This window comes from Cyanobium gracile UHCC 0139 (genome assembly GCF_034931325.1).
GTDB lineage: Bacteria > Cyanobacteriota > Cyanobacteriia > PCC-6307 > Cyanobiaceae > Cyanobium > Cyanobium gracile_B.
In genome coordinates, this window is record NZ_JAYGHX010000002.1 from 186,335 (window position 1) to 211,922 (window position 25,588).

Below are 25,588 nucleotides of genomic sequence, written 5' to 3' on the forward strand. Positions count from 1 at the left end.
CCCATCCTGTGGTGGCGCAGCCCTCCGACGCCGTGGCCTTCGTTCCGCTCCATAACCACAGCGACTACAGCCTGCTGGATGGCGCCTCCCAGCTGCCGGCGATGGTGCAGAGAGCGGTGGAGCTCGGCATGCCGGCCCTGGCCCTCACCGACCACGGGGTGATGTACGGCGCCATCGAGCTGCTCAAGCTCTGCACCAAGGCGGGCATCAAGCCGATCATCGGCAACGAGATGTACGTCATCAACGGCTCGATCGAGGATCCCCAGCCGAAGAAGGAGCGCCGCTACCACCTGGTGGTGCTGGCCAAGAATGCGGTCGGTTATCGCAACCTGGTCAAGCTCACGAGCATCAGCCACCTGCGCGGCATGCGCGGCCGCGGGATCTTCGCCCGGGCCTGCATCGACAAAGCCCTGCTGCGGCAGTACAGCGAAGGGCTGATGGTGGCCACCGCCTGCCTGGGCGGCGAGATCCCCCAGGCGATCCTGCGCGGCCGCCCGGAGGTGGCCCGCGAGGTGGCGAGCTGGTACCGGGAGGTGTTCGGCGACGACTTCTACCTGGAGATCCAGGACCACGGCGGCCTCGAGGACCGCATCGTCAACGTCGAGATGGCCCGGATCAGCGCCGAGCTGGGCATTCCCCTGATCGCCACCAACGACGCCCATTACCTCTCCAGCAACGACGTCGAGGCCCACGACGCCCTGCTGTGCGTGCTCACCGGCAAGCTGATCAGCGACGAGAAGCGCCTGCGCTACACGGGCACCGAATACATCAAGATCGAGGCGGAGATGGCCCGGCTCTTCGCCGACCACCTCGAGCCGGAGGTGATCGCCGAAGCCATCGCCAACACCGCCCGGGTGGCCGAGAAGGTGGAGGACTACGACATCCTGGGGCGCTACCAGATGCCCCGCTTCCCGATTCCCGAGGGCCACACCCCGGTGAGCTACCTCAGCGAAGTGGCCCATCAGGGCCTGCGGGCCCGCCTGAAGCTCACAGGCGCCGATCCGATCGAGGCGGGCTACGGCGAGCGGCTGGCCTTCGAGCTCCAGGTGATGGAGCAGATGGGCTTTCCCACCTACTTCCTGGTCGTCTGGGACTACATCCGCTTCGCCCGGGAGCAGGGAATCCCGGTGGGACCGGGCCGCGGGTCGGCCGCCGGTTCCCTGGTGGCCTATTCCCTCGGCATCACCAACATCGATCCGGTGGAGCACGGCCTGCTGTTCGAGCGCTTCCTCAACCCGGAACGCAAATCGATGCCGGACATCGACACCGATTTCTGCATCGAGCGCCGCGGCGAGGTGATCGATTACGTCACCCGCCGCTACGGCGAGGACAAGGTGGCCCAGATCATCACCTTCAACCGCATGACCTCCAAGGCGGTGCTCAAGGATGTGGCCCGGGTGCTCGACATCCCCTACGGCGAGGCCGACCGGCTGGCCAAGCTGATTCCCGTGGCGCGGGGCAAACCGGCCAAGCTCGCCGAGATGATCGGGCCCGAGTCACCGGTGCCGGAATTCCGCGAGAAGTACGAGAACGACCCCAAGGTGCGCCACTGGGTCGACCTGGCCCGCCGCATCGAAGGCACCAACAAGACCTTCGGCGTCCATGCCGCCGGGGTGGTGATCGCCGCCGAACCCCTCGACGAACTGGTGCCCCTGCAGCGCAACAACGACGGCCAGGTGATCACCCAGTACTTCATGGAGGACGTCGAGGCGATGGGCCTGCTGAAGATGGACTTCCTGGGCCTGAAGAACCTCACCATGATCGAGAAGACGATTGAACTGGTGGCCCAGGCCGAGGGGGAACGGCTCGATCCCGATGCCCTGCCGGCCAACGATCCGGGCACCTACGCCCTGCTGGCCCGGGGGGATCTGGAGGGCATCTTCCAGCTCGAATCCAGCGGCATGCGCCAGATCGTCCGCGACCTCAAGCCCTCCTCCCTGGAGGACATCTCCTCGATCCTGGCCCTGTACCGGCCGGGGCCCCTTGATGCGGGCCTGATCCCCAAGTTCATCAACCGCAAGCATGGCCGCGAAGCCATCGATGTGGCCCACGCCAAGCTGGAGCCGATCCTCAAGGAGACCTACGGGATCATGGTCTACCAGGAGCAGATCATGCGGATCGCCCAGGATCTGGCGGGCTATTCCCTTGGCGAAGCCGATCTGCTGCGGCGGGCCATGGGCAAGAAGAAGGTGTCGGAGATGCAGAAGCACCGCCACCAGTTCGTCAGCGGCGCCACCGAACGGGGCGTGGATGCCGCCATTGGCGAGGCGCTGTTCGATCAGATGGTGCTGTTCGCCGAGTACTGCTTCAACAAGAGCCACTCCACCGCCTACGGCGCCGTCACCTACCAGACCGCCTTCCTCAAGGCGCACCATCCGGTGGCCTACATGGCGGCCCTGCTCACGGTGAATGCCGGCACCACCGACAAGGTGCAGCGCTACATCGCCAACTGCCAGGCCATGGGCATCGAGGTGATGCCGCCGGACGTCAATGCCTCCGGGATCGATTTCACCCCCGTGGGCAAGAAGATCCTCTTCGGCCTCTCCGCCATCCGCAACCTCGGTGATGGCGCCATCCGCCAGCTGATCGAGGCCCGCGCCAGCGGCGGCCCCTTCCTCCACCTCGCCGATCTCTGCGACCGGATTCCCGGCCAGCAGCTCAACCGCCGGGCGATCGAGTCCCTGATCCACGGCGGTGCCCTCGATGGCCTGGAGCCTAAGGCCAACCGCGCCCAGCTGATGGCCGACCTTGATCTGGTGCTCGACTGGGCCAGCTCCCGCGCTCGTGACCGGGCCAGCGGCCAGGGCAACCTGTTCGATCTCTTCGGCGGCGGTGGTGCCGCGGGGGCATCGGAGGGCGCCGCGGCCGTGGAGGCCCCCGCGCCGCCCAGGGCCGCTCCGGTGCCCGACTACCCCCCCACCGAGAAACTGAAGCTGGAGAAGGAGCTGCTGGGCTTCTACATCTCCGACCACCCCCTGCGCCAGCTGGCCTCCCAGGTGCGACTGCTGACGCCGATCGGCCTGGCCAATCTCGAGGAGATGGCCGACAAGGCCAAAGTGAGCGTGGTGGTGATGGTGAGCGAAATCCGCCAGGTGACCACCCGCAAGGGCGATCGCATGGCCGTGCTGCAGCTGGAGGACCTCACCGGCTCCTGCGAGGCGGTGGTCTTCCCCAAGAGCTACGCCCGTCTTGCCGACCACCTGATGGTGGATGCCCGCCTGCTGCTCTGGGCCGGCGTCGACCGCCGCGACGATCGGGTGCAGCTGCTCGTGGACGACTGCCGCAGCATCGAGGACCTGCAGCTGGTGATGGTGGAGCTGGCCCCCGAGCAGGCCGGCGACATCGCCGTCCAGCACCGCCTGCGCGAATGCCTCACCCGCCACCGCCCCGGCCAGGAGGAGGCGGGGGTGAAGGTGCCGGTGGTGGCGCTGGTGAAGCACCAGGATGAAACGCGCTTCGTGCGCCTGGGGGGCCAGTTCTGCGTCGCCGATGCGCCGGCGGCCGTGCAGACGCTCGCCTCGGCCGACTTCAGGGCCTGGCTGCGCTCACCCCTGGGGGCTGCCTGAGCCGGAGCCCGAGGCGCCCTGGCGCATCGCCCGCACCGAGGCCCGCACCCGGCCGATGTTGACGCCGATCTGCTCGAGCCCCAGCAGGCTGCCCGGGGCGTCCTCCCAGCTGGCGGAGAGCACCCCGTAACTGAGGCCCAGCAGGCCGAGCAGGAAGAAGGCCCCGGACCCCACCAGGGTGAGGCCGGGAGGGATGTCGAGCACGCCGCGGCTGACCAGCAGATAGCTGGCCACAAACACCCCCATGCCCAGTGCCGTGGGGGTGCCGGTGGCGATGGCGATGCGTCGCACCATGCGGTTGGCCACCGCCTCGGGAATCACCTGCTGCCGTGGTGTCTTGGCCGGCGGCCCACTGGCAGCGGGCGCCGCGAAGGATTTCGGCTTCGGCCGACGGGCCATGGGACCTGCCTCAGCCGCGGATGCCGAGCTTCTTGATCAGTTCGGCGTAGCGGGTCTCGCTCTGGGCGCGGAGGTAGCCGAGCAGGCGCTTGCGGCGGCCGATCATCTTGAGCAGCCCCTGGCGGGAGGAGAAGTCGTGGATGTTCTTCTGCAGGTGGCCACTGAGTTGCTGGATCCGCTCGCTCAACATCGCGACCTGCACTTCCACCGAGCCGGTGTCAGTGCCGTGGGCCTGATGGGAATTGATCAGTTCCTGTTTCTGGGTGGTGGTGAGCGGCATGGGCGGATCGGGGCCCGAACGGTGCAAACCAACACCTTAACGTGCGGCCCGTTGGCCCTACCCCGGAGCCGCCTGATTCAGGCCACGGCGCGGGAGAGCCAGCGCAGACTTTCGCGGATCCAGTCGTCGGCGCCGGCGGAGGCATCGAGGCCCGCGGCGACGGCCCGCAGGGCCCGGTGGATTTCCAGGGGCTCATAGCCGAGGGCCACCAGGGTGAACTGCACCTCCTCACGGCAGGGGGCCGACGGGGCGCCATCGAGGGCCCCACCGGGCTCCCCGTCGTCCTCGAGGGAATCCACCAGGCCGTTGAAGCGCTCCTGAAGGCGCGCTCGCAGCTCCACCGCCAGCCGTTCGGCCGTGCGCTTGCCCACCCCCGGAGCCAGGCAGAGGCTGCGCAGGTCGGCGTGGACGATGGCGCGCACGAGTTCCGGCACCTCCAGCGCCCCCAGCAGGCCCAGGCCCATCTGGGGGCCCACGCCGCTCACGGCCACCAGCTCGCGGAAGAGGTCCCGCTCGCGGCGATCGGGGAAGCCGTAGAGGGTCCAGCCGTCGTCGCGGATGCTGTGGTGGATGTGCAGGCCCAGTTCACTGCCCTCCTCCGGCAGGCGGCGCCACTGCCGCAGGGTGAGCTGCACCTCGTAGCCCACCCCCTGGCAGATCAGCAACGCCCCGCAACGGTGAGCCTGCTGCCACGGTTCGGCCAGTCGCCCCTGCAGCCAGCCGATCATGGTGAGACGTGCGTCAGCCCCCATGCTGCCCCTCCTGCCAAGCCCCCCGGGTCGCGCCCCGTCGCTGCCGGCCCCGGTGCCGGCGCTGCTGCTGTCAGGGCTATTGACCCTGCTGCTGCTGCTGGGGGGCTGCGGCAGGGTCGGCCAGCCGCCCAGAAGCGTGCTGCTCGACGCCCTTTCCCTGCAGATCCAGCTCACCCAGGGGGCCATCGCCCGGGCCCTCGATCTCCAGGCGGATGGCCTGCCCGAGGTGAGCCGGGTGCGGGTTGATGGGCAGGAGCCGATCGCGATCGGGGACGACCGCGGCCTGCATCTCATGGGTCGCTTCGACTGGCGGCTGCCGGGGGATGCCATCCGGGTCGACAGCCCTTTCGATCTCTACCTGCAGCCGGGTCCCAGGGGGGAGAGCTGGAGGCTGGCCCGCCCCAGCGGCAGCAGCGATGGCAGCAGTCAGAACTGGATCACCGACCCCCTGCCCCTGCCTCGTCGCTCACGGGGCTGAGGGGGCTTCTTCGGGGAGGCGCAGCCAGCGAGCCACCCGCGGCAGGGTGAGGCCCTGCACCAGCAGGTTGATCACCACGACGCAGAAGACGATGCCGCCGGCGTTCTGCACCAGTGACGGCACCGTGGCCGGGTCGATGCCGCGCACCTTCGGGATGGCGTCGACCATCTCGAAGCTCAGGGCGAGGGGGACGGCCCCCCGCAGACCGCACCAGGACACCAGGAGCGAATCGCGCCAGGGGAAGGGAGAGAAGCGTTGCAGCAGCAGCACGCTCACCGGCCTTGCCACCAGCATCATGGCGAGGGCGACGACGATGCCTTCCGGCAGCGCCGGCAGAAGTTCCAGCGGATGGACGCTCAGACCGAAGATCAAAAAGACGGTGATTTCGGTCATGTTGTTGAACGGCAGCAGGGTCTGCTGCAGGGCCTCCGGTGTGATCCTTTCGTTGCTGTAGGTATGGTTGCGCAGCATCAGGCCCGCCACGTAGGCACTGATGAAGCCCGACCCGCCCATCAGCTCGGCCACGCCGTAGGAGATCAGGCCGATGGCGATGCCCAGGATCAGCAACTGGCTGCTTTCCCGCACCAGCCGGTTGAGGCTGAAGCGTCCCAGGTAGCTCACGCAGACCCCGATCAACAGGCCGGAGCCGATCTTCTGCAGGAAGGTCTGCAGCTGTTCCATCAACACCTGCTGACCGCCGCCGGACCCATCCAGGGTCGTCAGGCCGATCACCAGTCCCAGAAACAGGATGCCGGTGGGATCGTTGACGGAGGATTCGAACTGAACCAGGGCCGCAAGTCGCCGTGGGATCGCCCGCTCCACCAGTTGCAGCACATTCATCGTGGCCCCGGCGTCGGTCGACCCCAGACAGGCGGCGATCAGCATCGCCACGGCGACCGGCATCTGCCGGAAACCGAGTTCGATGCCGCCCGCATCAGGGGAGGCCACAAACCAGATGCTGAGTCCCAGCATCAGGCTGGAGAGGATCACGCCTCCCACCGCCAGGATGATGCCGTATTCGAGGAAGCCGCGAATCGAGCGGATATCGGTTTCCAGTCCGGCGTTGAACAGCAGGATCGACAGACTCAGAACCTGCAGTCGCAGAATCGTGTCATGGCTGAACAGGGTGACGGAGGGGTTGATCAGCAGGCCGAACAGCAGAACGCCGAGGATCGCCGGAACACCGATCTTCAGCGAAAAGCGACTGATGGCCAGCGTGCCGAGAAAGATGCCGCCGATGGTCAGCATCATCAGCGGCAGGGGGACGATGCCGGGCGCGATCGGCGGCCTGATCAACGTCGTCTCCGCTCCCTGACTGAAGCCCGCCACCACCGTGGCCAGCCAGGAATGGAGCCCAACGGGGAATGGCGGGGACAGCAGAGGAACCCAATCCGGCGGGGTCATCGTACGGGCGGCTTCCGCGCCGATGGCATCGATCCGGCCTTTCCCGGAGGCTTCCCCAGGGAGATCAATGTGGCCACCAGGATCAGGCCCGCCCCGACCGCGGTGGGGACATCAATGGGTTCCCCGAAGATCCACCAGCCCCAGAGGGCGGCGAATCCCACCTGCACGTAGCTGATCGCTGTCGCCCGGGCCGCCGGCAGCTGGGTGAGGGCCCGGGTGAGCCCCACCTGGCCCAGCTGGGTGAACACCCCCACCGCCACCAGCCAGAGCAGTTCGCTCGGCGTGGGCAGCACCGGATCCAGCAGCACCGCCGGCAGGCTGAGGGGCACCGCGACGAGCGGAAAGTAGAGGATGATCACGGCCGGATGCTCGCTCTCCGCCAGGCGCCGCACGCTCACGTACGCCACGGCCGTGAGCAGGGCACCGGCCACCGCCACCAGCACCCAGAGCGCCGGCAGGGGGGCGCTGGCCATGGGCCGGGCCACCAGCAGCACCCCCAGCCAGCCCAGCCCCATGGCCGCCAGCACGCGCCGCCCCAGCCGTTCGCCGAGCAGCAGCCAGGCCAGCAGCGCCGTGAAGGTGGGGTAGAGGTACTGGAGCACCGTGGCGGCGGCCAGGGGCAGGTGCACCACGGCCGCATAGACGCAGAACAGGGCGGCACTGCCCACCAGACCCCGCAGCACCAGCAGCCCCCGACGCTGCCCCCAGGGATCCACGCCGATCCGGCGAACCATCGCGTAGCTCAGGGCCAGGCTCACCAGGGCCCGGGCCAGCACCACTTCGGCCAGGGGGAGGCGTTCGCCCACCTGCTTGACCCCGACCACCATCAGGCTGAAGGCGAGGGCGCTCAGCACCATCCAGGCCCCGGCCGGGAGGGCACCACCACCGGCGACGGGGTTGATTCGGTTCACCCGGCGATCTCCATCGGTGGTGGCAGGCCCCAGAATGGCCCCACTCCGACCACCACCGCTGGGGGTCGAGGCCACCGTTTCTCCAGTCCTGCCCCCTCGAACCTGCTCTCTTGAGCCTGTCCTCTTGAGCCTCCACCCTTGAGCCTTCCCCGTCTCCACCCCCGCACGATCGAGGCCGTCAAGGAACGGGCCGACATCGTCGATGTGGTGGGGGAGCACGTGGTGCTCAAGAAGAAGGGCCGGGAATTCGTCGGGATCTGCCCATTCCACGACGACAAGTCGCCGTCGATGACGGTGTCGCCGGCCAAGCAGTTCTATTACTGCTTCTCCTGCGGGGCCGGCGGCAACGCCATCAAGTTCCTGATGGAGCTGCAGCGCACCAGCTTCAGCGAGGTGGTGCTGGATCTGGCGCGCAAATACCAGCTGCCGGTCGAAACGCTGGATGGCCCCCAGCAGGAGCGGTTGCGCCAACAGCTCTCCCGCCGCGACCGGCTGCACCGGGTGCTGGCCCTGGCAGCGGGCTGGTTCCAGGGCCAGCTGCGCGCGCCGGAGGGGGCGGCGGCCCTCGCCTACCTGCGCCAGAAGCGTGGCCTCAGCGAGACCACCCTCGAAGCCTTCCAGCTGGGCTATGCCCCGGCCGGCTGGGATGGGCTGCTGCAGCACCTCCAGCAGGTGGAGGGCCTGGGCCCCGACCTGCTGGAGGCGGCCGGCCTGGTGGTGGCCCGCAAGGGGGGCGGCGGCTTCTACGACCGCTTCCGCGACCGGGTGATGGTGCCGATCCGCGACCGCCAGGGCCGGGTGATCGGCTTCGGCGGCCGGGGGCTGGACGGGGCCGAGCCGAAGTACCTCAACTCCCCGGAAACGGAGGTGTTCGAGAAGGGCAAGCACCTGTTCGGGCTGGATCGGGCCGCCGATGCCATCCGCCGCGACGACCGGGCCGTGGTGGTGGAGGGCTACTTCGATGTGATCGCCCTGCACGCCGCCGGCATCACCAATGCGGTGGCGGCCCTCGGCACGGCCCTCAGCTCCAGCCAGATCACCCAGCTGTGCCGCTGCTGCGACAGCCGGCGCCTGATCCTCAACTTCGACAGTGACGGGGCGGGCATCCGCGCCGCCCAGCGGGCCATCGGCGAGGTGGAGCAGCTGGCGCTGCAGGGCCAGCTGGAGCTGCGGGTGCTGCACCTGCCCGCCGGCAAGGACCCCGATGAGTTCCTGCAGCAGCACGGCGCTGGCGAGTACCGCTCCCTGCTGGATCAGGCGCCGCTCTGGCTCGACTGGCAGATCGAGCAGGTGCTCGAAGGAAAGGATCTGGCCCGGGCCGACCAGTTCCAGCAGGCCGTCTCCGGACTGGTGCAACTGCTGGGCAAGCTGCCCCAGTCGGCCGTGCGCAGCCACTACCTGCAGCAGGTGGCCGAGCGCCTCTCGGGCGGCCAGGCCCGGCTGGCCATCCAGCTGGAGGAGGACCTGCGCCAGCAGGTCAAGGGCCAGCGCTGGCACGGCCGCTCGGCCAAATGGGAGCATCCCGGGGAGGTGGGCCACCGGGAGCGGGCCGAGGCGGAGATCCTGCGCCTCTATCTGCACTGCCCCGCCTGGCGCGGCGTCATCCGCGCCGAGCTGCGCCGCCGGGAGCTTGACGACTTCGCCCTCCAGCACCACCGCCAGCTCTGGGCTGCGATCGGCGAGCTGGAGGAGGACAACCTGGGGGCCGGCCGGCTCGAGGCCATCAACCGGGGCACTGACCCCGGCCTGGATCTGGCCGACCTCGATCTGCCCCGCTTGCTGGGCGACCGGCTGCTGGTGGAGCAGAGCGCCCTGCTCAGCCGCCTCACCCCCCTGCTGGAGCCCAGCGAGGTGCAGCGGCTGGCCCTGGCCCACCCGCCGCTGCAGCTGCGGGGGGCCACGGCGTCGCTGGAGCGCCAGCGGGTGTTGCGCCGCTGCCGCCACCTGCTCGATGCCTGGTCGAGCCAGCGCCTCCAGACCCTTGAGCAGTGCATCGCCCGGCTGCTGGAGGAGGAGCGCGATGCCCCCCCATCGGCGCCTGCCCCCCCGGCCATCGGTGCCGGCCTCGACATGGAGACCCGTATCCATGACCTTTTCGACGCGCTCAACGGCGACGCCCTGCGCTTTCAGGAGGCCTACTACGCCGAGCGCCGCTACCTCAATCAGCTGGATGACGGCCGCCGTGCCGGCTACGAGGAGACCCTCACGGCCCCGGCCGCCTGAGGCCGGGACCCGCTCGCCGCCATCCGTTCTGCCTACAGTTTCGGTGGAGGTGAGGACCGATGGCGATGGCTTCATACCCGGCCTTTCCCGTCCCCGCCGATGAGGACCAGCGGCTCCGCGACCTGGAGCGCTACGGGCTCTTCGAGGCCGACAGCGACGAGCATTTCGACCGAATCCTGGATCTCACCGCCGCCATCTTCCGGACGCCCATCGTGGCCCTGTCCCTGGTGGAGGCCGACCGGCAGTGGTTCCTGGCCAGGCGGGGCCTCGACGTGCGCGAGACCCCCCGCGAAATGGCCCTCTGCGCCCACGCCATCGTCCACGACGACGTGATGGTGGTGCCCGATGCCCGCGCCGACGAACGCTTCCGCAGCAACCCCCTGGTCTTCGCCGATCCCCACATCCGTTTCTATGCCGGTGCACCGCTGCAGACGCCGGAGGGTCACAACCTCGGCACCCTCTGCGTCATCGACCGGGAGCCCCGCGACCTCAGCGCCGAGCAGCGCGCTGTGCTGCACCGCCTGGCCCAGCTGGCCATGCGGGAGCTGGAACTGCGGCGCCTCGCCCACCTCTGCCCGGTCACCGGCCTGCCCACCCGCCACACCTTCCTGACCATCGGCGAGCGGGAGTTCGGGCGTGCCCGCCGCGATCACCATCCCCTGTCGCTGCTGCTCTTCGATGTCGACAATCTGCGGCTGATCAACAACCGCTGGGGCCATGCCGCCGGCGACCGGGTGTTGGCCGATCTGGTGCAGCTGGCCCGCACCTTCCTGCAGGAGCAGGACTTCGCCGCCCGCGTCGGGGATGGGGAGTTCGCCCTGCTGCTGGTGGGCATTGACGCGGATCAGGCCATGGCCCTCGCCGAGGCCCTCCGCACCGCCGTCACCCACCTGCCCGGCGTGCACACCCACTCCGACTTCCGCCTGCACATCAGTGGCGGCCTCACCACCCTGGCCGCCCAGGATCACGCCTTCCCCGACCTGATCCTCCGGGCCGAGAAGGCCCTCGAGCTGGCCAAGGGCAATGGCCGCGACCAGGTCGCCAGCCTCTACGCGGGCCCCTGAGGGCCTCAGGCCCGCACCACCGGCACATCGCTCAGACGGGTGGTGGCGGCCCGGGACAGGCGCGAGCGGCGCATCGTCCACCGGGGCCGCAGGCCGCAGGCGGCCCACTGCACGGTGCCGCTGCCGTAGCGGCGGTTGAGGCCGTCGACGGCGGCCATCAGGGCCTCGCGCCGCCGCTGCTGCTCCGGCGGCAGCGGCACCAGCAGGTGGTGCTGCAGCAGCCCCACCGGCTGCAGATCCTGCAGCAGCACCCCCGCCTTCTGCAGCGGCTTGTGGGGCCGGAACAGCCGCTCGGCCAGGGGCAGGGCGGCGGCGAGCAGCACGGCGGTGTCGTTGCTGGGCAGCGGCAGGGCGATGGTGGCGGCATTGGCGTAGAAGCGGGTGCCGTTGAAGGGGCTGCTGCGCACGAACACCGTGACGCTGCCCGCCCGCTGCCCCTGGCGGCGCAGCTTCTCGCAGGCCCGGCTGAGGTACGTGGCGATCGCCTGGCGCAGGCCCTCGAGGCTGGTGACCGGCTCGCTGAAGCTGCGGCTGACGCAGGTTTCCTGCTTCGCCGGCGGCACCGCCACCAGGGGCAGGCAGCTGTGGCCGCGCAGCTCCTGCTGCAGACGCACCCCCACGACGCCGCAGCGATGCCGCAGCTCGCCGCTCGGCCTGTCGCGCAGGGCCCGGGCGTTGGCGATGCCCCGCAGCCGGCACCAGCGGGACAGCTTGCGGCCGATGCCCCAGACGTCCTCGATGGCGATGGCCTCCAGCCAGGGGCCCGGATCCCCCGCCTGGCCCAGATCGAACACGCCGCCATGGGAGGGGTCGCGTTTGGCGATGCGATTGGCGATCTTGGCCAGCACCTTGGTGGGGGCGATGCCCACCGCCACCGGCAGGCCCAACTGGCGGTGCACCTGGCGGCGCAGGTCCCGCCCCCAGGCGGTGAGGTCGCCATCGCCGGGCGGGCGGTGCAGGCGACCGAAGGCCTCGTCGATGGAATAGACCTCCAGCTCCTCCACCCAGGCTTCGAGGCTGGCCATCAGCCGCTGGCTCATGTCGGCGTAGAGGCCGTAGTTGGAACTGCGCACCACCACGCCGCGGCGTTGCAGGTCGTGGCGCACCTGGAACCAGGGGGTGCCCATGGGAATGCCCATGGCGCGGGCCTCGGCGCTGCGGGAGACGATGCAGCCGTCGTTGTTGGAGAGCACCACCAGGGGCTTGCCGATCACGGCGGGATCGAGGGCCGCCTCACAGGAGGCGTAGAAGTTGTTGCCGTCGATCAGGACTACGGCCTGGGCCATCGGCCTCCCGGCAGCGAACGGATCACGTGCAGGGCCACGCCCCAGAGGCGGTCGTCGTCGCTGCCGCCGAGGGCCAGGGGCGGGTAGGCGGGGTTGGCCGCCTCCAGCCACCAGCGCGGCCCCCGGCGCACCAGGCGCTTGAGGGTGAACCCCCCCTCCAGCAGGGCCACCACGATGCGGCCGGAGCGGGGCCTGGCCTGCCGGTCCACGACGAGCAGGTCGCCGTGGCGGATGCCGGCGCCGACCATCGAGTCGCCGCAGACGCGCAGCAGCAGAGTGTGCTCGGGGTGGAGGTTCAGCTGGGTGTTGAGGTCGATCCCCGGGCCGGGATCGGGGGGGCGCTGGTCGGGGTGGAGAGGATCGGGGTGGCGAGGATCGGGCACGGCCCCCGGGCGGCAGGCCTCACTCTAGTACAGATGTACTGGTCAGTCTCCGTCCTCGAGCAGCAGCTGCTGGAAGGCGGTGTAGAGCTCCCGTTCGGTGTCGTCGGCCGGGGGGCGTCGGTTGGCCCCGGTCCGGGGGGGAGGGGTGCGACGCCGGGTGGTGGCTCCGGAGGAGGCGCCAGCGCTGTTCGGGTCACCGCTCGGGTCGCCGGCCGGGCCCGGGCGGGGGCTGCCGGCGGCGGGAGGTGTCTCCAGCTGCCGCAGGCGCTCCAGCAGATGGGGGGGCACGCTGCCGTCGGCGCTGACGTTCATCAGGGCGCGGAACAGCTTCTGGGGGTCCTGCTCGGTTTCCACCGGATGGCGACGCTCGAGCGCCGATGACCCGGGGGCCGGAGCGCCGGCGGCCGGGGTGGGAGGCGGCGGGGCAGGCAGCGGGCGGGGCAGCTGGCGGCCGAGGGCCTCCAGCCGCTCGCGGCTGCGGGCATCGAAGCTCATCGGGGCGGGCTCAGCTGCAGTTCAGTGTGTCGCGGGTGAGGCGGCCACTGACGGGATTGGTGCCGCTGGCGGCGGCACACAGGCTGGTGAGGGCATCACCGCGCAGGGGCACGTTGGTGAAGTCGGCGCCGTCGATGAGCACCCCACGGAACTTGGTGTTGAAGGCGAAGGCGTCGTCAAGGCGGGCGTTGCGCAGGTCGGTGCCCTCGAACACGGCCGAATCCAGGGTGGCGTCCCGCAGGTCGCTGCCGCTGAGGTCGGCGTCCTGGAGCTTGGCGCCGAACAGGCTGGCGCCGCGCAGGTCCGCCCCCGAGAGATCGGCGTCGCGCAGGTTGGTGAGGTTGAAGGTGACGCCGCGCAGGTCGGCGCCATGGAAATCGGCTCCGATCAGCACCTGTTTGGCATAGTCCATCGCCGCCGCCACCGGCACGGGGCGGGCCAGCAGCAGCAGTCCATCCAGAAGCAGGGCCAGCAGCAGGGCCAGGAGAAGGGTCGGGAGCCGCGGCAGGGAGAGCGGACGCGTCATCGACGATGAAGCGGAGAACGCCAGCCTAGGGAAGGGCACCACGCCGCTCCATGGAACGGGGAGGGCTGCCGATGGGGAGAGGGCGACTAGCGTGATAGAGGACCACATCCGCGGCCCGTTCGATCTCCGCATCCATTAATGACCAGGGACTTTCAGCCCAGGGGCTACCGGCGATCAGGGGCCGGCCGCAGGCTCCACACCACGGGACAGCGATGGTGAACCACGTCGCCGAGGCAGGGGAGCCAGGGGCCGGAGCGATCGAGGGCCTGCTGCAGAGGATCGAGCGGCCGGCGGCCCTGGCCGATGCACAGGGGGTGATCCTGGCGGCGAACGGGGCCTTCTGCCGGCGTTCGGGGCTGGAGCTGGCGACGCTGCGCCAGCGGTCCCTGCAGGAGCTGTCTGCCGCCGACGTGGCGCCGCTCCTGGACGGGACCGTGGCGACGCTGCGCAGTGATCTGGTCGGTGTGCCGCAGACCGAAGCGGTGATTCCCCTGTCGCTCACCCGCCTGCCCGCAACTGCCGGACCGGGGGCTGTCTGGTGCCTGCTGGAGCTGCTCGACCAGCGGGTGAACCTGGCGGATCTGGATGGCCTGGTCACGGACCGCTATGCGGACGGTGCCGTGCTGATGCATCTGCAGGTGCTGCAGCTCGATCTGGTGCGCGGCCGACTGGGCATCGCCGCCTGCGAGGCCCTGATCGAGGAGATCGCCCACCGCCTGGAGGCGGCCCTGCCGGCCGGCGGATTCTTCTCCCGCAAGGGGGTGACCGCCTGTTGGCCCTGGTGCCGGGAGCGATGGGCATCGACGCGGTGCGCGACATGGCCGGCGGGCTGCTGGCCAGCCTGGAGAGCCCCACCACGGTGCTGGAGCACGTGATCGAGCCGTCGCTGAACGTGGGCATCAGCCGCGCTCCCGACGACGGCAGCGAGTTCCCGCTGCTGCTGGATGCCGCCACCCGGGCGCTGGAGGAAACCCACCGCCAGCCCTTCCCCAGCTGCTGCATCGCGGCGCCGGTGGAGCGGTCGGTCCAGCTGCAGGAGTTGCTGGCCCGACCGCTGGCCCTGGCGATCGAGCAGGAGCAGCTGGAGCTGGCCTTCCAGCCGATCATCGAGCTGGAATCCGGCCGGGTGATCGCCGCCGAGGTGCTCTGCCGCTGGGATGATCCGGTGCTGGGCCGCCAGTCCCCCGCCGACTTCATCGACGTGGCCGAAGCCACGGCCCAGATCTCCTCCCTGGGGCGCTGGGTGATGGAGCGGGCGTTCGAGGCCCTGCACCGCTGGGACCTGGCCGGGCTGCAGCTCGGCAGGATCTGCGTGAACGTCTCGCCGCTGCAGGTGCAGGATCCGACCTGGAGCAGCGACCTGCTGATGGCCCTGGAACGCCACCAGCTGACCCCCGACCGCATCGTCCTGGAGCTCACCGAAGGCAGCATTCTGGAGATGTCCACCCATGTCGCCGACCAGCTGCGTGATCTGAGGCGGCAGGGGTTTGCGCTGGCCATGGATGATTTCGGCACCGGCTATTCCGGCCTGCAGCGGCTCACCGAGCTGCCCTTCAGCGAGGTGAAGATCGACCGGAGCCTCATCTCCGCGATCGATTACGACCAGCTGCAGCAGGCCATGCTCAGCGCAGTGATCCGGCTCAGTGACGCCACCGGGATCATGGTGGTGGTGGAGGGAGTGGAGCGCTCCCGGCAGCGCCAGATGCTGCTCACCCTCGGCTGTCGCCACGGCCAGGGCTATCAGCTCTCGGCCCCGCTCTCCGAACGGGAGCTGGAGGCCCTGCTCCAGAGCCAGATCACGCCGGAGGCCTGAGGGGATCTCCCGGATGGCGTGGAGCGTTCTCCTGCAGCTGTCCCTCGATGGGGGGAGTGGCCCGGCCGTCGCGGGCCTCTCACGCGCGATCCAACTGTCGGTGGCCCCGGTGTTTCTGTTCACGGGCGTGACGGGGTTGCTGAGCCTGTTCACCTCCCGGCTGGCCCGGATCATCGATCGCACCCGCGTCATTCAGGAGGCCCTGGCCACCAGCCTCGGGAAGGGGGAGGGCGACCGCATCGAGGCGGAGCGGCTGGAGCAGGTGCTGGCGGTCCAGCGGCGCCGCACCTTCCTGATCAACCGGGCGATCCTGGCGGTCACCATCACCGCCCTGCTGGTGGCCGCCGTGGTGGCGGTGCTGTTCATCAGCGCTGTGGCGGCCCTCGATGTCACCGCCATCGTGGTGCCCCTGTTCGTCGGAGCCATGGGGGCCATGATTGTGGGTCTGCTCCTGTTTCTGCTGGAGGTGCAGCTGGCCATCAGTCAGAACCCGCGCCGTTATTACTGAGTTCCGGGGCCGCCGGCCCGCGGCCGCCCGCGGCTGTGGCGGCCGCGGGGAACACTGGAGAAGACGATCAGCGCCTGTGGCAGCCAGCCCTGTCAAGCCCCCTGGCCCCGCGAGGCCCCGCAGCCCCGCCCAGCGCCAGGGAGCCTGGGCCGAGCAGCGGGTGCTGCGGCTGCTGCGGCTGCGCGGCTGGGAGCTGCTGGAGCGCAACTGGCGCTGCCGCTGGGGCGAACTCGACCTCATCGTGCAGAAGCCGGGACGCCTGCTGCTGGTGGAGGTGAAAGGGCGCCGCCGCGATGGCATGGACGGCGGAGGAACGGCAGCCCTGCGCCGGCGGAAGCGCCAACGGCTGGCGCGGGCCTGGGACTGCTGGTTGGCGGCCCATCCGCGCTGGGAGCGGACGCCGGTGGAGCAGGTGGCGGCCCTGGTGCCGCTGCCGCCCTCCCGGGCGCCGGTGCGCTGGATCCGGCTGGGCGACTGATCGATCCTCCGATGCAGCACTACTGCACAGGGAAGGCGGCTCAGGGCTGGCCGGGGGCTGGGGCGGTCGTGGCTGGTGTGGCCGCCGGGCTCGGCGTCATCGTGTAGTACACGGTGCAGCGGTAGCGGGTGTTGTCCAGGCCCACCTCCAGGTCCTCGCAGACGGTGCGGGTGACCGTGGCGCCCTTGGGCACCTGGCTCCTGGCTTGCTGGCGGGTCGCCTGGCGGTCGAAGATCGATTCGGCGGTGACACTTCCGGCCCGGGCGGGACCCGCCGGCAGGGCCACGACGGCGGCCAGCGCACCGGCCAGCACACCGGCCAGAAGGCTGGCGCTGAGCAAGGGCCCCGCCAACAGGGTGCCGCCCAGCCTGCCGTCGCTCAGTCGGAAACCACGGGCCATGGCGGGGAAGGGGAAACGCTGCTCCACCTTTAGCCAGGCCTGGCGGCGCTGCAATCTGGGGAGACCTGCCGGCGCCTCCATGACCTTCAGCGGCCACCGGGCCCGCAAGCGCTTCGGGCAGCACTGGCTCACCGATCCCCGGATCCTCGATCGCATCGTGGTGGCCGCCGACCTGCGGGGCGACGACCACGTGCTGGAAGTCGGCCCGGGCCGGGGCGCCCTGACCGAACGGCTGCTGGCGTCGCCGGCGGCCTCGCTGCTGGCGGTGGAACTGGACCGGGACCTGGTGGCGGGGCTGCGGCAGCGGTTCGGGGTCGACGGGCGCTTCACCCTGATCGAGGGGGATGTGCTGGAGCTGGCGCTGCCCTTCCCCGACCGTCCCGCTCCGACCAAGGTGGTCGCCAACATCCCCTACAACATCACCGGACCACTGCTGGAGCTGCTGGTGGGGCGCCTGGGCCGGCCGGCCCCCTGCCGCTTCGAGAAGCTGGTGCTGCTGGTGCAGCAGGAGGTGGGCCAGCGGATCCGGGCCCGACCGGGCTCCAGCGCCTTTTCGGCCCTCAGCGTGCGCCTGCAGCTGCTGGCCCGCTGCAGCAGCGTCTGCCCGGTGCCGCCCCGCTGCTTCTCTCCGCCGCCGAAGGTCACCTCGGAGGTGATCGTGATCGAGCCCGTCCCGCCGGAGTCCCTGCCGCCGCTGGCCCAGGCCCTGGCGGTGGAGCGGCTGCTGACGCGCTGCTTCGCCGGCCGGCGCAAGATGCTGCGCACCACCCTGGCGGGCCTGCTGCCGGCGCCGGACCTGCTGGAGGTGGCCGCCGCCGCCGGCGTCGATCTGCAGCAGCGGCCCCAGGAGCTTGGCCCCGACCGCTGGCTGGCGCTCGCCACCGGCTTGAATCGGGCATCGAGCGCCGATCCCGGCGGAGCGTGATCCCGATGGCTGATGTGACGGTGCGGGCCCCCGCCAAGATCAACCTGCACCTGGAGGTGCTGGGTCTGCGGCCGGACGGCTACCACGAGCTGGCGATGGTGATGCAGAGCATCGACCTGGCCGACACCCTGGTGCTGCGCTCCACCGCCGACGCCACGATCCGGCTGCGCAGCGACAGTCCGGAGCTGCCCAGCGATGGCACCAACCTGATCGTCAGGGCAGCGGAGCTGCTGCGCTCCCGGGTGGGCCTGCCGGAACTGGGTGTGGACATCACGCTGCACAAGCGCATTCCCATCGGCGCCGGCCTGGCGGGGGGCTCGAGCGATGGGGCCGCCGCCCTGGTGGGTCTCGATGCCCTCTGGGGCCTGTCCCTGGGCACGGCGCGGCTGCACGGGCTGGCGGCCGCGCTGGGATCCGACATGCCGTTTTGCCTGGAGGGCGGCACCCAGCTCTGCTTCGGCCGCGGTGAGCGGCTCGAGCCCGTGACGGCCGCCGGGGCGCCTGGCCAGGCGGTGTTGCTGATCAAGCATCCGGAGGCCAGCGTCTCCACCCCCTGGGCCTACGGCCGCTGCCGGGACCTGCGCGGTGATTTCTATCTCGACGCCGAGGAGGACTTCGAGCAGCGGCGCCAGGCCCTGCGCCGGGGCCCCCTGGTGGCGGCCCTGGCCGGCCAGGGGCCGCTGCCCCACCTGCGCAACGACCTGCAGGCGGTGGTGGAGCCGGAGGTGGAGAGCATCCGCGCCGGCCTCGACCTGCTGCGCCGCGGTCCGGGGGTCCTGGCCGTCGCGATGAGCGGGTCCGGGCCGAGTCTCTTCGCGCTCCACCCGGACCTGGCCACGGCTGAGGCGGCCCGGGCCGCCCTGGCGGAGCCGCTGGCAGCGCTGGGCTTCGTCGCCTGGTGCTGCCGCTGCGGCGGATCCGGTGTCAGCCTGGTGACGGATGGATCCGCGCCATGACCGACGAACGCCCCGCCCCGCCGCCGCGCAAGGGACCCCTCAGTTTCCTCTCCGGAGCCCTCACCAGCGGTCTGCTGGCCTGGCTGAGCCTGGGGGTGAGCCAGCGGGTGGTGGGCTGGTACGTGACCCATCCGCCCCACTTCGACTCGGCCTTCGCCCAGAGCATCGCCACCGCCATGAAGACCCTGATGGTGGGCATGTGCTTCCTGGCCACCTTCACCTTTGCCTTCATCGGCCTGGGGCTGTTCCTGGTGTTCATCCGCAGCCTTTGGCCGGCCAAGGCGGAATCCCCTTCCTAAGCTTCGGCCGACCTGCCCCTTTCCCCGATGACACCCCACGATCTGGGTCTGCTGGTGGTCCTGCTGCTGCCGGGCATGCTCCTGTCGGTCCTGCTGCTCAGCACCTTCGCCGCCGGCGGCTGAGATAGGTTGGCCGCGCACAGGCCCCTGCTCCGTGGCTGAAACTCTTCTGTTCAACGCCCTGCGCGAAGCCATCGACGAGGAGATGGCCCGCGACCCCCATGTCTGTGTCATGGGAGAGGACGTGGGCCATTACGGCGGCTCCTACAAGGTCACCAAGGACTTGTTCGAGAAGTACGGCGAACTGCGGGTGCTGGACACCCCCATCGCCGAGAACAGCTTCACCGGCATGGCCGTCGGCGCCGCCATGACCGGCCTGCGGCCGATCGTGGAAGGCATGAACATGGGCTTTCTGCTGCTGGCCTTCAACCAGATCTCCAACAACATGGGGATGCTGCGTTACACCAGCGGCGGCAACTACACGATCCCGGCGGTGGTGCGCGGACCCGGCGGTGTCGGCCGCCAGCTCGGTGCCGAGCACAGCCAGCGCCTCGAGGCCTACTTCCATGCCGTGCCGGGCATCAAGATCGTGGCGGTGAGCACCCCCACCAATGCCAAGGGCCTGATGAAGGCCGCCATCCGCGACAACAATCCGGTGCTCTTCTTCGAGCACGTTCTTCTCTACAACCTCAGCGAGGAGATCCCCGAGGGCGATTACATCTGTGCTCTCGACCAGGCCGAGGTCGTCCGTGAAGGCAAGGACGTCACGATGCTCACCTATTCGCGCATGCGCCACCACTGCCTCAAGGCGGTGGAGCAGCTGGAGGCGGAAGGGGTCGATGTCGAGCTGATCGACCTGATCAGCCTCAAACCCTTCGACATGGAGACCATCGCCCGCTCGATCCGCAAGACCCACAAGGTGGTGGTGGTGGAGGAGTGCATGAAGACCGGCGGCATCGGTGCCGAACTGATCGCCCTGATCACCGAGCACTGCTTCGACGACCTCGATGCCCGGCCGGTGCGCCTCTCCTCCCAGGACATCCCCACCCCCTACAACGGCAATCTGGAGAACCTCACGATCATCCAGCCCCACCAGATCGTCGCCGCGGCGCACGATCTGAAGGCGGGTCGACGCTGAGATGGGACGCCAACAGGGCTGGTTCGCCCTCATCCTCGCCCTCACCATCGCCTCCGGGGCCCTGCTGGCCAACTACGGCCTGCAGCTCGGCCTCGATCTCCGCGGCGGCAGCCAGCTCACCCTCCAGGTGATGCCAGCCGGCGCCATCACCCGGGTCGATGCCGAGCAGCTGGAGGCCGTCAAGGACGTGCTCGAGCGCCGCATCAACGGCCTGGGCGTGGCCGAGTCCACCCTCCAGGCCGTGGGCAGCGACCAGCTGGTGCTGCAGCTTCCGGGCGAGCAGGATCCCAGCCAGGCGGCCCGGGTGCTCGGCAGCACGGCCCTGCTCGAGTTCCGGGCCCAGAAGCCCGGCACCGAGGAGGAGATGCGCGGCCTCCTGGGCCTCAAGCGCCAGGCAGAGTCGGTGCTGCGGTCCAAGCGGCCCCCCTCCGCCAGCGACGACCCCACCGCAACGGCTCCGCCGGCGCCGGCCTCCCTTTCGTCGGAGGATCTGGCCAAGGCGCTCACCTCCCTCGGGATCCAGGTTCCCGCCGGCAGCAGCGAGGTCGACCAGCTGGAGCTGCTCCTCCGGGAGACCAACCGCCGCATCCTTGCCCTCTACGGGCCCCCGCTGATCACCGGCAAGGACCTCACCAGCGCCGGCCGCCAGCAGCAGGCCACCGGAACCGGCTGGGAGGTGACCCTGGGCTTCAATCGTGAAGGGGGCGAGAAGTTCGCCGCCCTCACGCAATCGATCGCCGGCACCAACCGGGTGCTCGGCATTGTTCTCGATGGCCGCTCGATCAGCGAGGCCAGCGTCGGTGAGCAGTTCAAGGTGGCCGGCATCACCGGCGGCTCCGCGTCGATCACCGGCAACTTCAGCGCCGAGGAGGCCCGCGACCTGGAGGTCCAGCTGCGGGGGGGCTCCTTGCCGCTGCCGGTGAAGATCGTCGAGGTGCGCACCGTCGGCCCGTCCCTGGGGGCTGAGAACATCCGTTCCAGCCTGGTGGCGGGCCTCTCGGGCCTGGCCCTGGTGGCCGTCTTCATGGTGGTCGTCTACCGACTGCCCGGGATGGTGGCGGTGGTCGCCCTCAGCCTCTATGCCCTGTTCAACCTGGCCATCTACGCCCTGTTGCCGGTCACCCTCACCCTTCCCGGGATCGCTGGCTTCATTCTCTCGGTGGGCATCGCCGTCGATGCCAACGTTCTGATCTTCGAGCGGATCAAGGAGGAGCTCCGGGCCGGCAACACCCTGATCCGCTCCATCGACACAGGCTTCTCCTTGGCCTTCTCCTCGATCGTCGACGGCCACGTCACCGGCCTGATCAGCTGTGCCGCCCTGTTCTTCCTGGGGACCGGTCTGGTCAAGGGCTTCGCCGTCACCCTGGCGATCGGCCTGCTGCTCAGCCTGTTCACCGCCCTCACCTGCACCCGCACCCTGCTGCGGCTGCTGATGAGCTACCCCGCCCTGCGGCGCCCCACCTACTTCCTTCCCGCCCGCCAGCTGCCTCCCGTCCGCTCCGGTGCGGCCCCGGCAGGGGCGGCCTGAATGACCGCCATGACCTCCGTCCCCTCCCCTCGCTTCCGCATCAACCGCCACCGGCGGCTGGCCTGGCTGGGCTCGGGGCTAGCCTGCGGCCTCAGCCTGCTGGGGCTGGCTCTCTGCTGGCTGAACCCGGCCATCGGCGCCCCCCTGCGGCCCGGCCTTGATTTCACCGGCGGCACCCAGGTGCAGGTGGAGCGGGACTGCGCCCCCTGCAGGCCTGTCACCCCCGAGCAGGTGCGCCAGGGACTGGCCAACCTCACCCTGCCCGCCCCGGAAGGGGAGCGCCCCCCCAGCCTGGGCAGCGCTTCGGTTCAGGTGCTCGACGGCGGCCGCTCCCTGCTGCTGCGCCTGCCCGCTCTCGAGGCCGAGCAGAGCACGGCGCTGGTCGATGACCTGGCCACCCGGTACGGCCCGCTGCGCTCGACCGGCACCTCGGTGAACACGATCGGACCAACCCTCGGCTCGCGGCTCCTGCGGGGCAGCCTGATTTCCCTGCTGGTCAGCTTCGTGGGAATCTCCGTGTTCATCTCTTTCCGCTACAGCGGCATCTTTGCTGTGCTGGCCCTGCTGTGCCTGGCCCACGACGTGCTGATCACCTGTGGGCTCTTCGCCTGGCTGGGCCTCCTCCAAGGCATCGAGGTCGATTCCCTGTTCGCCGTTTCCCTGATCACGATCGCCGGCTACTCGGTCAACGACACGGTGGTGGTCTACGACCGGATCCGGGAGCAGCGCCGCACCCTCGGTGAGCTCCCCTTGGCTGATCAGGTGGATGTGGCCGTGGATGCCACGCTCACCCGCTCCCTCTACACCTCCTTCACCACCCTGTTGCCCCTGGTGGCCCTGATCTTCTTCGGCGGCAGCACCCTGTTCTGGTTCGCCGTGGCGCTCACGGTGGGCATCGCCGTCGGCAGCTGGTCGAGCATCGGCCTGGCCCCCACCCTGCTGCCGGTGTTCTCGAAGCGATGAGCGGCCCATACCGTCCCGAGGCGTCCCGTCGCGGCTGGCCCCTGCTGCCGCTGGTGCTCCTGGTGCTGGCCCTGATCGATCTGCGGGTGGAGCTGATCCTGCTCTGGGACCACCTCACCCTCACCTCCCTCACCGCCGCTGTCCGCTCCCACCTCCTGGCCGTCACGGTGCTGGTGGCCCAGCCCTCCCTCTGGCACCACTACCGCCGGGTCCGCTGCTGAGGCGATCAGGCCCCCAAGGGTGGATCCCGATGATCAGGCCCGATCCCAGCGGTCCATCACGTCCCGGACGAGCACTTCCTCGCAGGCCACCTGCAGCACCACCACCAGCGGCAGGGCCAGCAGCAGACCCGGCAGCCCCAGCAGGGCCCCCAGGCTCAGCTGGGCCATCAGCGCCACCGTCGGCAGCAGGTTGACGGTGCGGCTGAGCAGCAGCGGGGTGAGCAGGAAGGCTTCGCCGTTCTGGAGCAGCAGCCGCAGCACCAGCACCTGGAGCACCTTGGCCGGCGAGATCAGCAGGGCGACCGCCAGCGGCAGCAGGGTGGCGGCGGTGGGACCGATGGTGGGCACGAAGGTGAGCAGGCCGCAGACCAGGCCGCTGAGCAGGGCCAGCGGCACCTGCAGCAGGGCCAGGCCCGCCCAGGTGGTGACGAACACCACCGTGCCCGAGATGGTCATGCCCGCCAGCCAGCCTCCGAGGGCCTCGCGGCATTCCCCCAGGAGCTGCTGCATGCGGGGGCGGTAGAACCGCGGCGTGGCGGCGATCAGCAGCCGCTGGTGGCTGGCCGGATCGAGTGCCATCAGGATCGCCAGCAGCAGCATCAGCAGCAGCTGGATGGTGCTGTTGGCCGCGCCCCCGGCCACCCCCAGCAGCTGGCCGCCCAGGGGCTGCAGCCGGTCCCACAGGGTTCCTTCGGCCAGCTGCCGCTCCAGGTCCCGCAGTAGGGGGGTGCTGGGCACCACCTTGCCGAGCCGCTGGATCAGTTCGGGCACCAGCTGGCTGAACTGGCGCACCTGGTCGATCAGTTCCGGCAGCAGCAGATTGGCGAGCGCCCAGCCAATCACCAGCAGGACCAGCAGCACCAGCGACAGGGCCGCCCCCCGGTTCAGCGGGGTCAGCCGCCGCAGCAGGCTGGTGGGCACATCGAGGGCCACCGCCAGCACCACGGCGCCGAAGAGGATCAGCAGCACCCAGCGCAGTTCCCAGAGCAGCAGGAACAGCGCCACCAGGGCCAGGGCCCCGAGCAGGGTGCGAGCCTTCATGTCTGCCGCCGTTCCCGCTTCCAGGGATCGAGGATGTCATGGATCAGCACATCCCGCAGCAGCACCTGGAGGCACACCGCCAGGGGCAGGGCCAGCAGCAGGCCGAGGGGACCGAACAGCAGGGTGAACAGCAGCTGGGCGGTGAGGGTCAGGCCGGGCAGCAGCTGCAGCTGGTGGTGCATCACCGAGGGGGTGATGACGTAGCTCTCCAGGTTCTGAATGATCACGTAGGTCACCAGCACGGCCAGCGCCTTCCAGGGGGCATCCAGCAGGGCCACCGACATCGGAAAGACCGTGCTCAGGGTGGGTCCCACGTTGGGGATGATGTTGAGCAGCCCCGCCAGCAGGGCGTTAGCCGCCACCAGCTTCACCCCCAGCAGGGACAGGCCGATGGCCGCCAGCAGGCCCACACAGACCGAGCTGATCAGCACCCCCACCATCCAGCTGCTCAGGGCGGTGCCGCAGGCCACCAGCACCTGCCGCAGCCGGCGCCGGTAGAAGGAGGGGGCCAGCAGCAGCAGGGCCTCCCGGTAGCCGGTGGGCTGGGAGGCCACCATCAGGGAGACGGCCACCACGAACAGGGTCTGGAGCAGACCGGCGCCGAGGTTGCCGGCCACCCCCACCAGGCCGATCGCGCCGCCGCCGAGCCGGCCCAGCAGGTCGGGGGGGAGGGTGGCGGGAATCGACAGGGTCGATTTCAGCCAGTCCAGGCTGCCGTCCCGGCGGCCGTAGACCATCTGGGAGGCCCCCTCGAGGGCCTGGCGCAGCAGCTTCAGCAGCTCGGCCCAGGCGCGCGGCACCTGCAGCAACAGTTCGCGGAACTCGGCGATGAAGGGTGGGATCACCACCGTGGCGACCACCAGCACCACCAGGCTGACCAGCAGCAGGGCCAGCAGCAGGGCGATGGGCCGGGCGACGCCGATCCGCTCCCGGATGGCGCCCACCAGGGTGCAGAGGGCCATGGCGAGCACCACGGCGGCGAACAGCAGGATCAGGGCGTCACGCAGGCTCCACAGCAGAACGAGCGCCGCCAGTAGGGCGATCAGGCCCAGCCACTGGCCGAATTTCAAACCTCCTCCTGAGCCTCCTCGGCCGACTCATCGCCCTGGCCGGCAAAGCCCAGGCCATGGCCCTCGGCGTAACGCTGGGCGAAGCGCATGAAGCGCTCGAAGTCGGCGGTGCTCTTCCAGGTGTAGGTGGCTTCCAGGGCGCTGGCCTTGCCGTTGACGAAGCGGGCCTTCACCTCCCGGGTCACCATCTCCCCTTCCTCATCGAGCATGAACATGCCGGTGATGTCCCCCACCGACTGGGGGGCGAGGGCTTCGGGCTCCTCGAACACGAAGGTGGCCTGGCCGGTGCGGCCATCCCGGGAGCGGGTCAGGCGGATGTCGGGCACGACCGTCTCGTCCACTCCGCGGAAGAACTGAATGGCGGCGGCCATGGCACTCGCTCAAAAGGTGACTTTAGGCAGAGCCCGTCCTGGCCCTTTGCGGGGCTTCATGGCCGGACCCCGGACCCCAGGCCAGTGCCCATTGCTCCTGACATAGTGGG

The 25,588-nt window shown here is 70.0% G+C and carries 28 protein-coding genes; 15 read left to right on the forward strand and 13 right to left on the reverse strand.

Annotated elements, in window-relative coordinates:
- Positions 1-32: 32 nt before the first annotated feature.
- Positions 33-3,566 carry a DNA polymerase III subunit alpha gene (locus VB738_RS04230; RefSeq protein WP_323304898.1) on the forward strand — a complete coding sequence of 1,178 codons (3,534 nt, stop codon included), beginning with the start codon at positions 33-35 and terminating at the stop codon, positions 3,564-3,566.
- Here VB738_RS04230 and VB738_RS04235 read toward each other — a convergent pair.
- From VB738_RS04235 to ruvA, 3 genes are all read right to left on the reverse strand, one after another.
- A complete protein-coding gene (locus tag VB738_RS04235) occupies positions 3,546-3,965 on the reverse strand; it encodes a PAM68 family protein (RefSeq protein ID WP_323304568.1) in 420 nt (139 codons plus the stop codon). The two genes, VB738_RS04230 and VB738_RS04235, sit on opposite strands and share 21 nt — an antisense overlap.
- A gap of 10 nt (positions 3,966-3,975) precedes the next feature.
- Positions 3,976-4,245: a 30S ribosomal protein S15 gene (gene rpsO, locus VB738_RS04240; RefSeq protein ID WP_015108092.1), complete on the reverse strand. Its 270-nt coding sequence runs from the start codon at positions 4,243-4,245 to the stop codon at positions 3,976-3,978.
- A 77-nt stretch (positions 4,246-4,322) separates the two neighbouring features.
- Positions 4,323-4,973, reverse strand: coding sequence for a Holliday junction branch migration protein RuvA (gene ruvA, locus VB738_RS04245; RefSeq protein ID WP_323304899.1), 651 nt, complete (start codon positions 4,971-4,973; stop codon positions 4,323-4,325).
- Between the two features lie 22 nt (positions 4,974-4,995).
- On the opposite strand from ruvA, the gene VB738_RS04250 reads away from it, so the two are divergent.
- On the forward strand, positions 4,996-5,475 hold the full coding sequence (locus VB738_RS04250; protein ID WP_323304569.1) for a hypothetical protein: 480 nt from the start codon (positions 4,996-4,998) through the stop codon (positions 5,473-5,475).
- Here the strand turns inward: VB738_RS04250 and VB738_RS04255 are convergent.
- Complete coding sequence (locus VB738_RS04255) at positions 5,464-6,879, reverse strand: cation:proton antiporter (RefSeq protein ID WP_323304570.1); 1,416 nt, start codon at positions 6,877-6,879, stop codon at positions 5,464-5,466. The two genes, VB738_RS04250 and VB738_RS04255, sit on opposite strands and share 12 nt — an antisense overlap.
- Positions 6,876-7,790 carry a DMT family transporter gene (locus VB738_RS04260; protein WP_323304571.1) on the reverse strand — a complete coding sequence of 305 codons (915 nt, stop codon included), beginning with the start codon at positions 7,788-7,790 and terminating at the stop codon, positions 6,876-6,878. The genes VB738_RS04255 and VB738_RS04260 overlap by 4 nt, the downstream gene beginning before the upstream one ends.
- 138 nt (positions 7,791-7,928) lie before the next feature.
- Here VB738_RS04260 and dnaG point away from each other — a divergent pair, with 138 nt between their 5' ends.
- Positions 7,929-10,013 (forward strand): DNA primase, encoded by a 2,085-nt coding sequence (gene dnaG, locus VB738_RS04265; protein WP_323304572.1) that lies wholly within the window; start codon positions 7,929-7,931, stop codon positions 10,011-10,013.
- 65 nt (positions 10,014-10,078) lie between these two features.
- Positions 10,079-11,077, forward strand: coding sequence for a sensor domain-containing diguanylate cyclase (locus tag VB738_RS04270; RefSeq protein ID WP_323304573.1), 999 nt, complete (start codon positions 10,079-10,081; stop codon positions 11,075-11,077).
- Between the two features lie 5 nt (positions 11,078-11,082).
- Here VB738_RS04270 and VB738_RS04275 read toward each other — a convergent pair whose 3' ends face one another.
- Genes VB738_RS04275 through VB738_RS04290 form a run of 4 tightly spaced genes read right to left on the reverse strand, consistent with a single transcriptional unit; the run spans position 11,083 to position 13,767 of the window.
- On the reverse strand, positions 11,083-12,363 hold the full coding sequence (locus VB738_RS04275; RefSeq protein WP_323304574.1) for a Y-family DNA polymerase: 1,281 nt from the start codon (positions 12,361-12,363) through the stop codon (positions 11,083-11,085).
- Positions 12,348-12,746 carry a S24 family peptidase gene (locus tag VB738_RS04280; protein WP_323304575.1) on the reverse strand — a complete coding sequence of 133 codons (399 nt, stop codon included), beginning with the start codon at positions 12,744-12,746 and terminating at the stop codon, positions 12,348-12,350. The genes VB738_RS04275 and VB738_RS04280 overlap by 16 nt, the downstream gene beginning before the upstream one ends.
- A 42-nt stretch (positions 12,747-12,788) precedes the next feature.
- Positions 12,789-13,241 (reverse strand): hypothetical protein, encoded by a 453-nt coding sequence (locus VB738_RS04285; RefSeq protein WP_323304576.1) that lies wholly within the window; start codon positions 13,239-13,241, stop codon positions 12,789-12,791.
- Between the two features lie 10 nt (positions 13,242-13,251).
- Positions 13,252-13,767: a pentapeptide repeat-containing protein gene (locus VB738_RS04290; RefSeq protein ID WP_323304577.1), complete on the reverse strand. Its 516-nt coding sequence runs from the start codon at positions 13,765-13,767 to the stop codon at positions 13,252-13,254.
- Positions 13,768-13,982: 215 nt separating this feature from the next.
- On the opposite strand from VB738_RS04290, the gene VB738_RS04295 reads away from it, so the two are divergent.
- The 4 genes from VB738_RS04295 to VB738_RS04310 all read left to right on the forward strand — a co-directional run bounded on the left by VB738_RS04295 (position 13,983) and on the right by VB738_RS04310 (position 16,566).
- Entirely contained in the window at positions 13,983-14,642 is a 660-nt protein-coding gene (locus tag VB738_RS04295; protein WP_323304578.1) for a hypothetical protein, read from the forward strand.
- Positions 14,549-15,580, forward strand: a complete 1,032-nt coding sequence (locus tag VB738_RS04300) for a GGDEF domain-containing phosphodiesterase (RefSeq protein ID WP_323304900.1) — start codon at positions 14,549-14,551, stop codon at positions 15,578-15,580. Before VB738_RS04295 ends, VB738_RS04300 begins: the two co-directional genes overlap by 94 nt.
- A 13-nt stretch (positions 15,581-15,593) precedes the next feature.
- On the forward strand, positions 15,594-16,088 hold the full coding sequence (locus VB738_RS04305; protein ID WP_323304579.1) for a DUF2721 domain-containing protein: 495 nt from the start codon (positions 15,594-15,596) through the stop codon (positions 16,086-16,088).
- A 76-nt stretch (positions 16,089-16,164) separates the two neighbouring features.
- Positions 16,165-16,566 carry a YraN family protein gene (locus VB738_RS04310; protein ID WP_323304580.1) on the forward strand — a complete coding sequence of 134 codons (402 nt, stop codon included), beginning with the start codon at positions 16,165-16,167 and terminating at the stop codon, positions 16,564-16,566.
- 40 nt (positions 16,567-16,606) lie between these two features.
- Here VB738_RS04310 and VB738_RS04315 read toward each other — a convergent pair whose 3' ends face one another.
- Positions 16,607-17,047, reverse strand: a complete 441-nt coding sequence (locus VB738_RS04315) for a hypothetical protein (RefSeq protein WP_323304581.1) — start codon at positions 17,045-17,047, stop codon at positions 16,607-16,609.
- Here VB738_RS04315 and rsmA point away from each other — a divergent pair.
- From rsmA to VB738_RS04350, 7 genes are all read left to right on the forward strand, one after another.
- Positions 17,046-17,891, forward strand: coding sequence for a 16S rRNA (adenine(1518)-N(6)/adenine(1519)-N(6))-dimethyltransferase RsmA (rsmA, locus tag VB738_RS04320; RefSeq protein WP_323304582.1), 846 nt, complete (start codon positions 17,046-17,048; stop codon positions 17,889-17,891). The two genes, VB738_RS04315 and rsmA, sit on opposite strands and share 2 nt — an antisense overlap.
- 5 nt (positions 17,892-17,896) lie before the next feature.
- On the forward strand, positions 17,897-18,847 hold the full coding sequence (ispE, locus tag VB738_RS04325) for a 4-(cytidine 5'-diphospho)-2-C-methyl-D-erythritol kinase (protein ID WP_323304583.1): 951 nt from the start codon (positions 17,897-17,899) through the stop codon (positions 18,845-18,847).
- The gene (locus VB738_RS04330; protein ID WP_323304584.1) at positions 18,844-19,146 is read left to right on the forward strand and encodes a DUF3082 domain-containing protein; all 303 of its coding nucleotides are present in this window, start codon (positions 18,844-18,846) and stop codon (positions 19,144-19,146) included. Before ispE ends, VB738_RS04330 begins: the two co-directional genes overlap by 4 nt.
- A 154-nt stretch (positions 19,147-19,300) precedes the next feature.
- Complete coding sequence (locus VB738_RS04335; RefSeq protein ID WP_323304585.1) at positions 19,301-20,284, forward strand: pyruvate dehydrogenase complex E1 component subunit beta; 984 nt, start codon at positions 19,301-19,303, stop codon at positions 20,282-20,284.
- Position 20,285: 1 nt separating this feature from the next.
- A complete protein-coding gene (secD, locus tag VB738_RS04340; protein ID WP_323304586.1) occupies positions 20,286-21,812 on the forward strand; it encodes a protein translocase subunit SecD in 1,527 nt (508 codons plus the stop codon).
- 9 nt (positions 21,813-21,821) lie between these two features.
- Positions 21,822-22,775 (forward strand): protein translocase subunit SecF, encoded by a 954-nt coding sequence (gene secF, locus VB738_RS04345; RefSeq protein WP_323304587.1) that lies wholly within the window; start codon positions 21,822-21,824, stop codon positions 22,773-22,775.
- On the forward strand, positions 22,772-22,996 hold the full coding sequence (locus tag VB738_RS04350) for a hypothetical protein (protein WP_323304588.1): 225 nt from the start codon (positions 22,772-22,774) through the stop codon (positions 22,994-22,996). The genes secF and VB738_RS04350 overlap by 4 nt, the downstream gene beginning before the upstream one ends.
- Positions 22,997-23,029: 33 nt before the next feature.
- Here the strand turns inward: VB738_RS04350 and VB738_RS04355 are convergent, their stop codons facing one another.
- Genes VB738_RS04355 through psb28 form a run of 3 tightly spaced genes read right to left on the reverse strand, consistent with a single transcriptional unit; the run spans position 23,030 to position 25,478 of the window.
- Positions 23,030-24,037: an AI-2E family transporter gene (locus VB738_RS04355; RefSeq protein WP_323304589.1), complete on the reverse strand. Its 1,008-nt coding sequence runs from the start codon at positions 24,035-24,037 to the stop codon at positions 23,030-23,032.
- Positions 24,034-25,107 (reverse strand): AI-2E family transporter, encoded by a 1,074-nt coding sequence (locus VB738_RS04360; protein ID WP_323304590.1) that lies wholly within the window; start codon positions 25,105-25,107, stop codon positions 24,034-24,036. Before VB738_RS04360 ends, VB738_RS04355 begins: the two co-directional genes overlap by 4 nt.
- The gene (gene psb28 / locus VB738_RS04365; RefSeq protein WP_323304591.1) at positions 25,104-25,478 is read right to left on the reverse strand and encodes a photosystem II reaction center protein Psb28; all 375 of its coding nucleotides are present in this window, start codon (positions 25,476-25,478) and stop codon (positions 25,104-25,106) included. Before psb28 ends, VB738_RS04360 begins: the two co-directional genes overlap by 4 nt.
- Positions 25,479-25,588 lie beyond the last annotated feature (110 nt).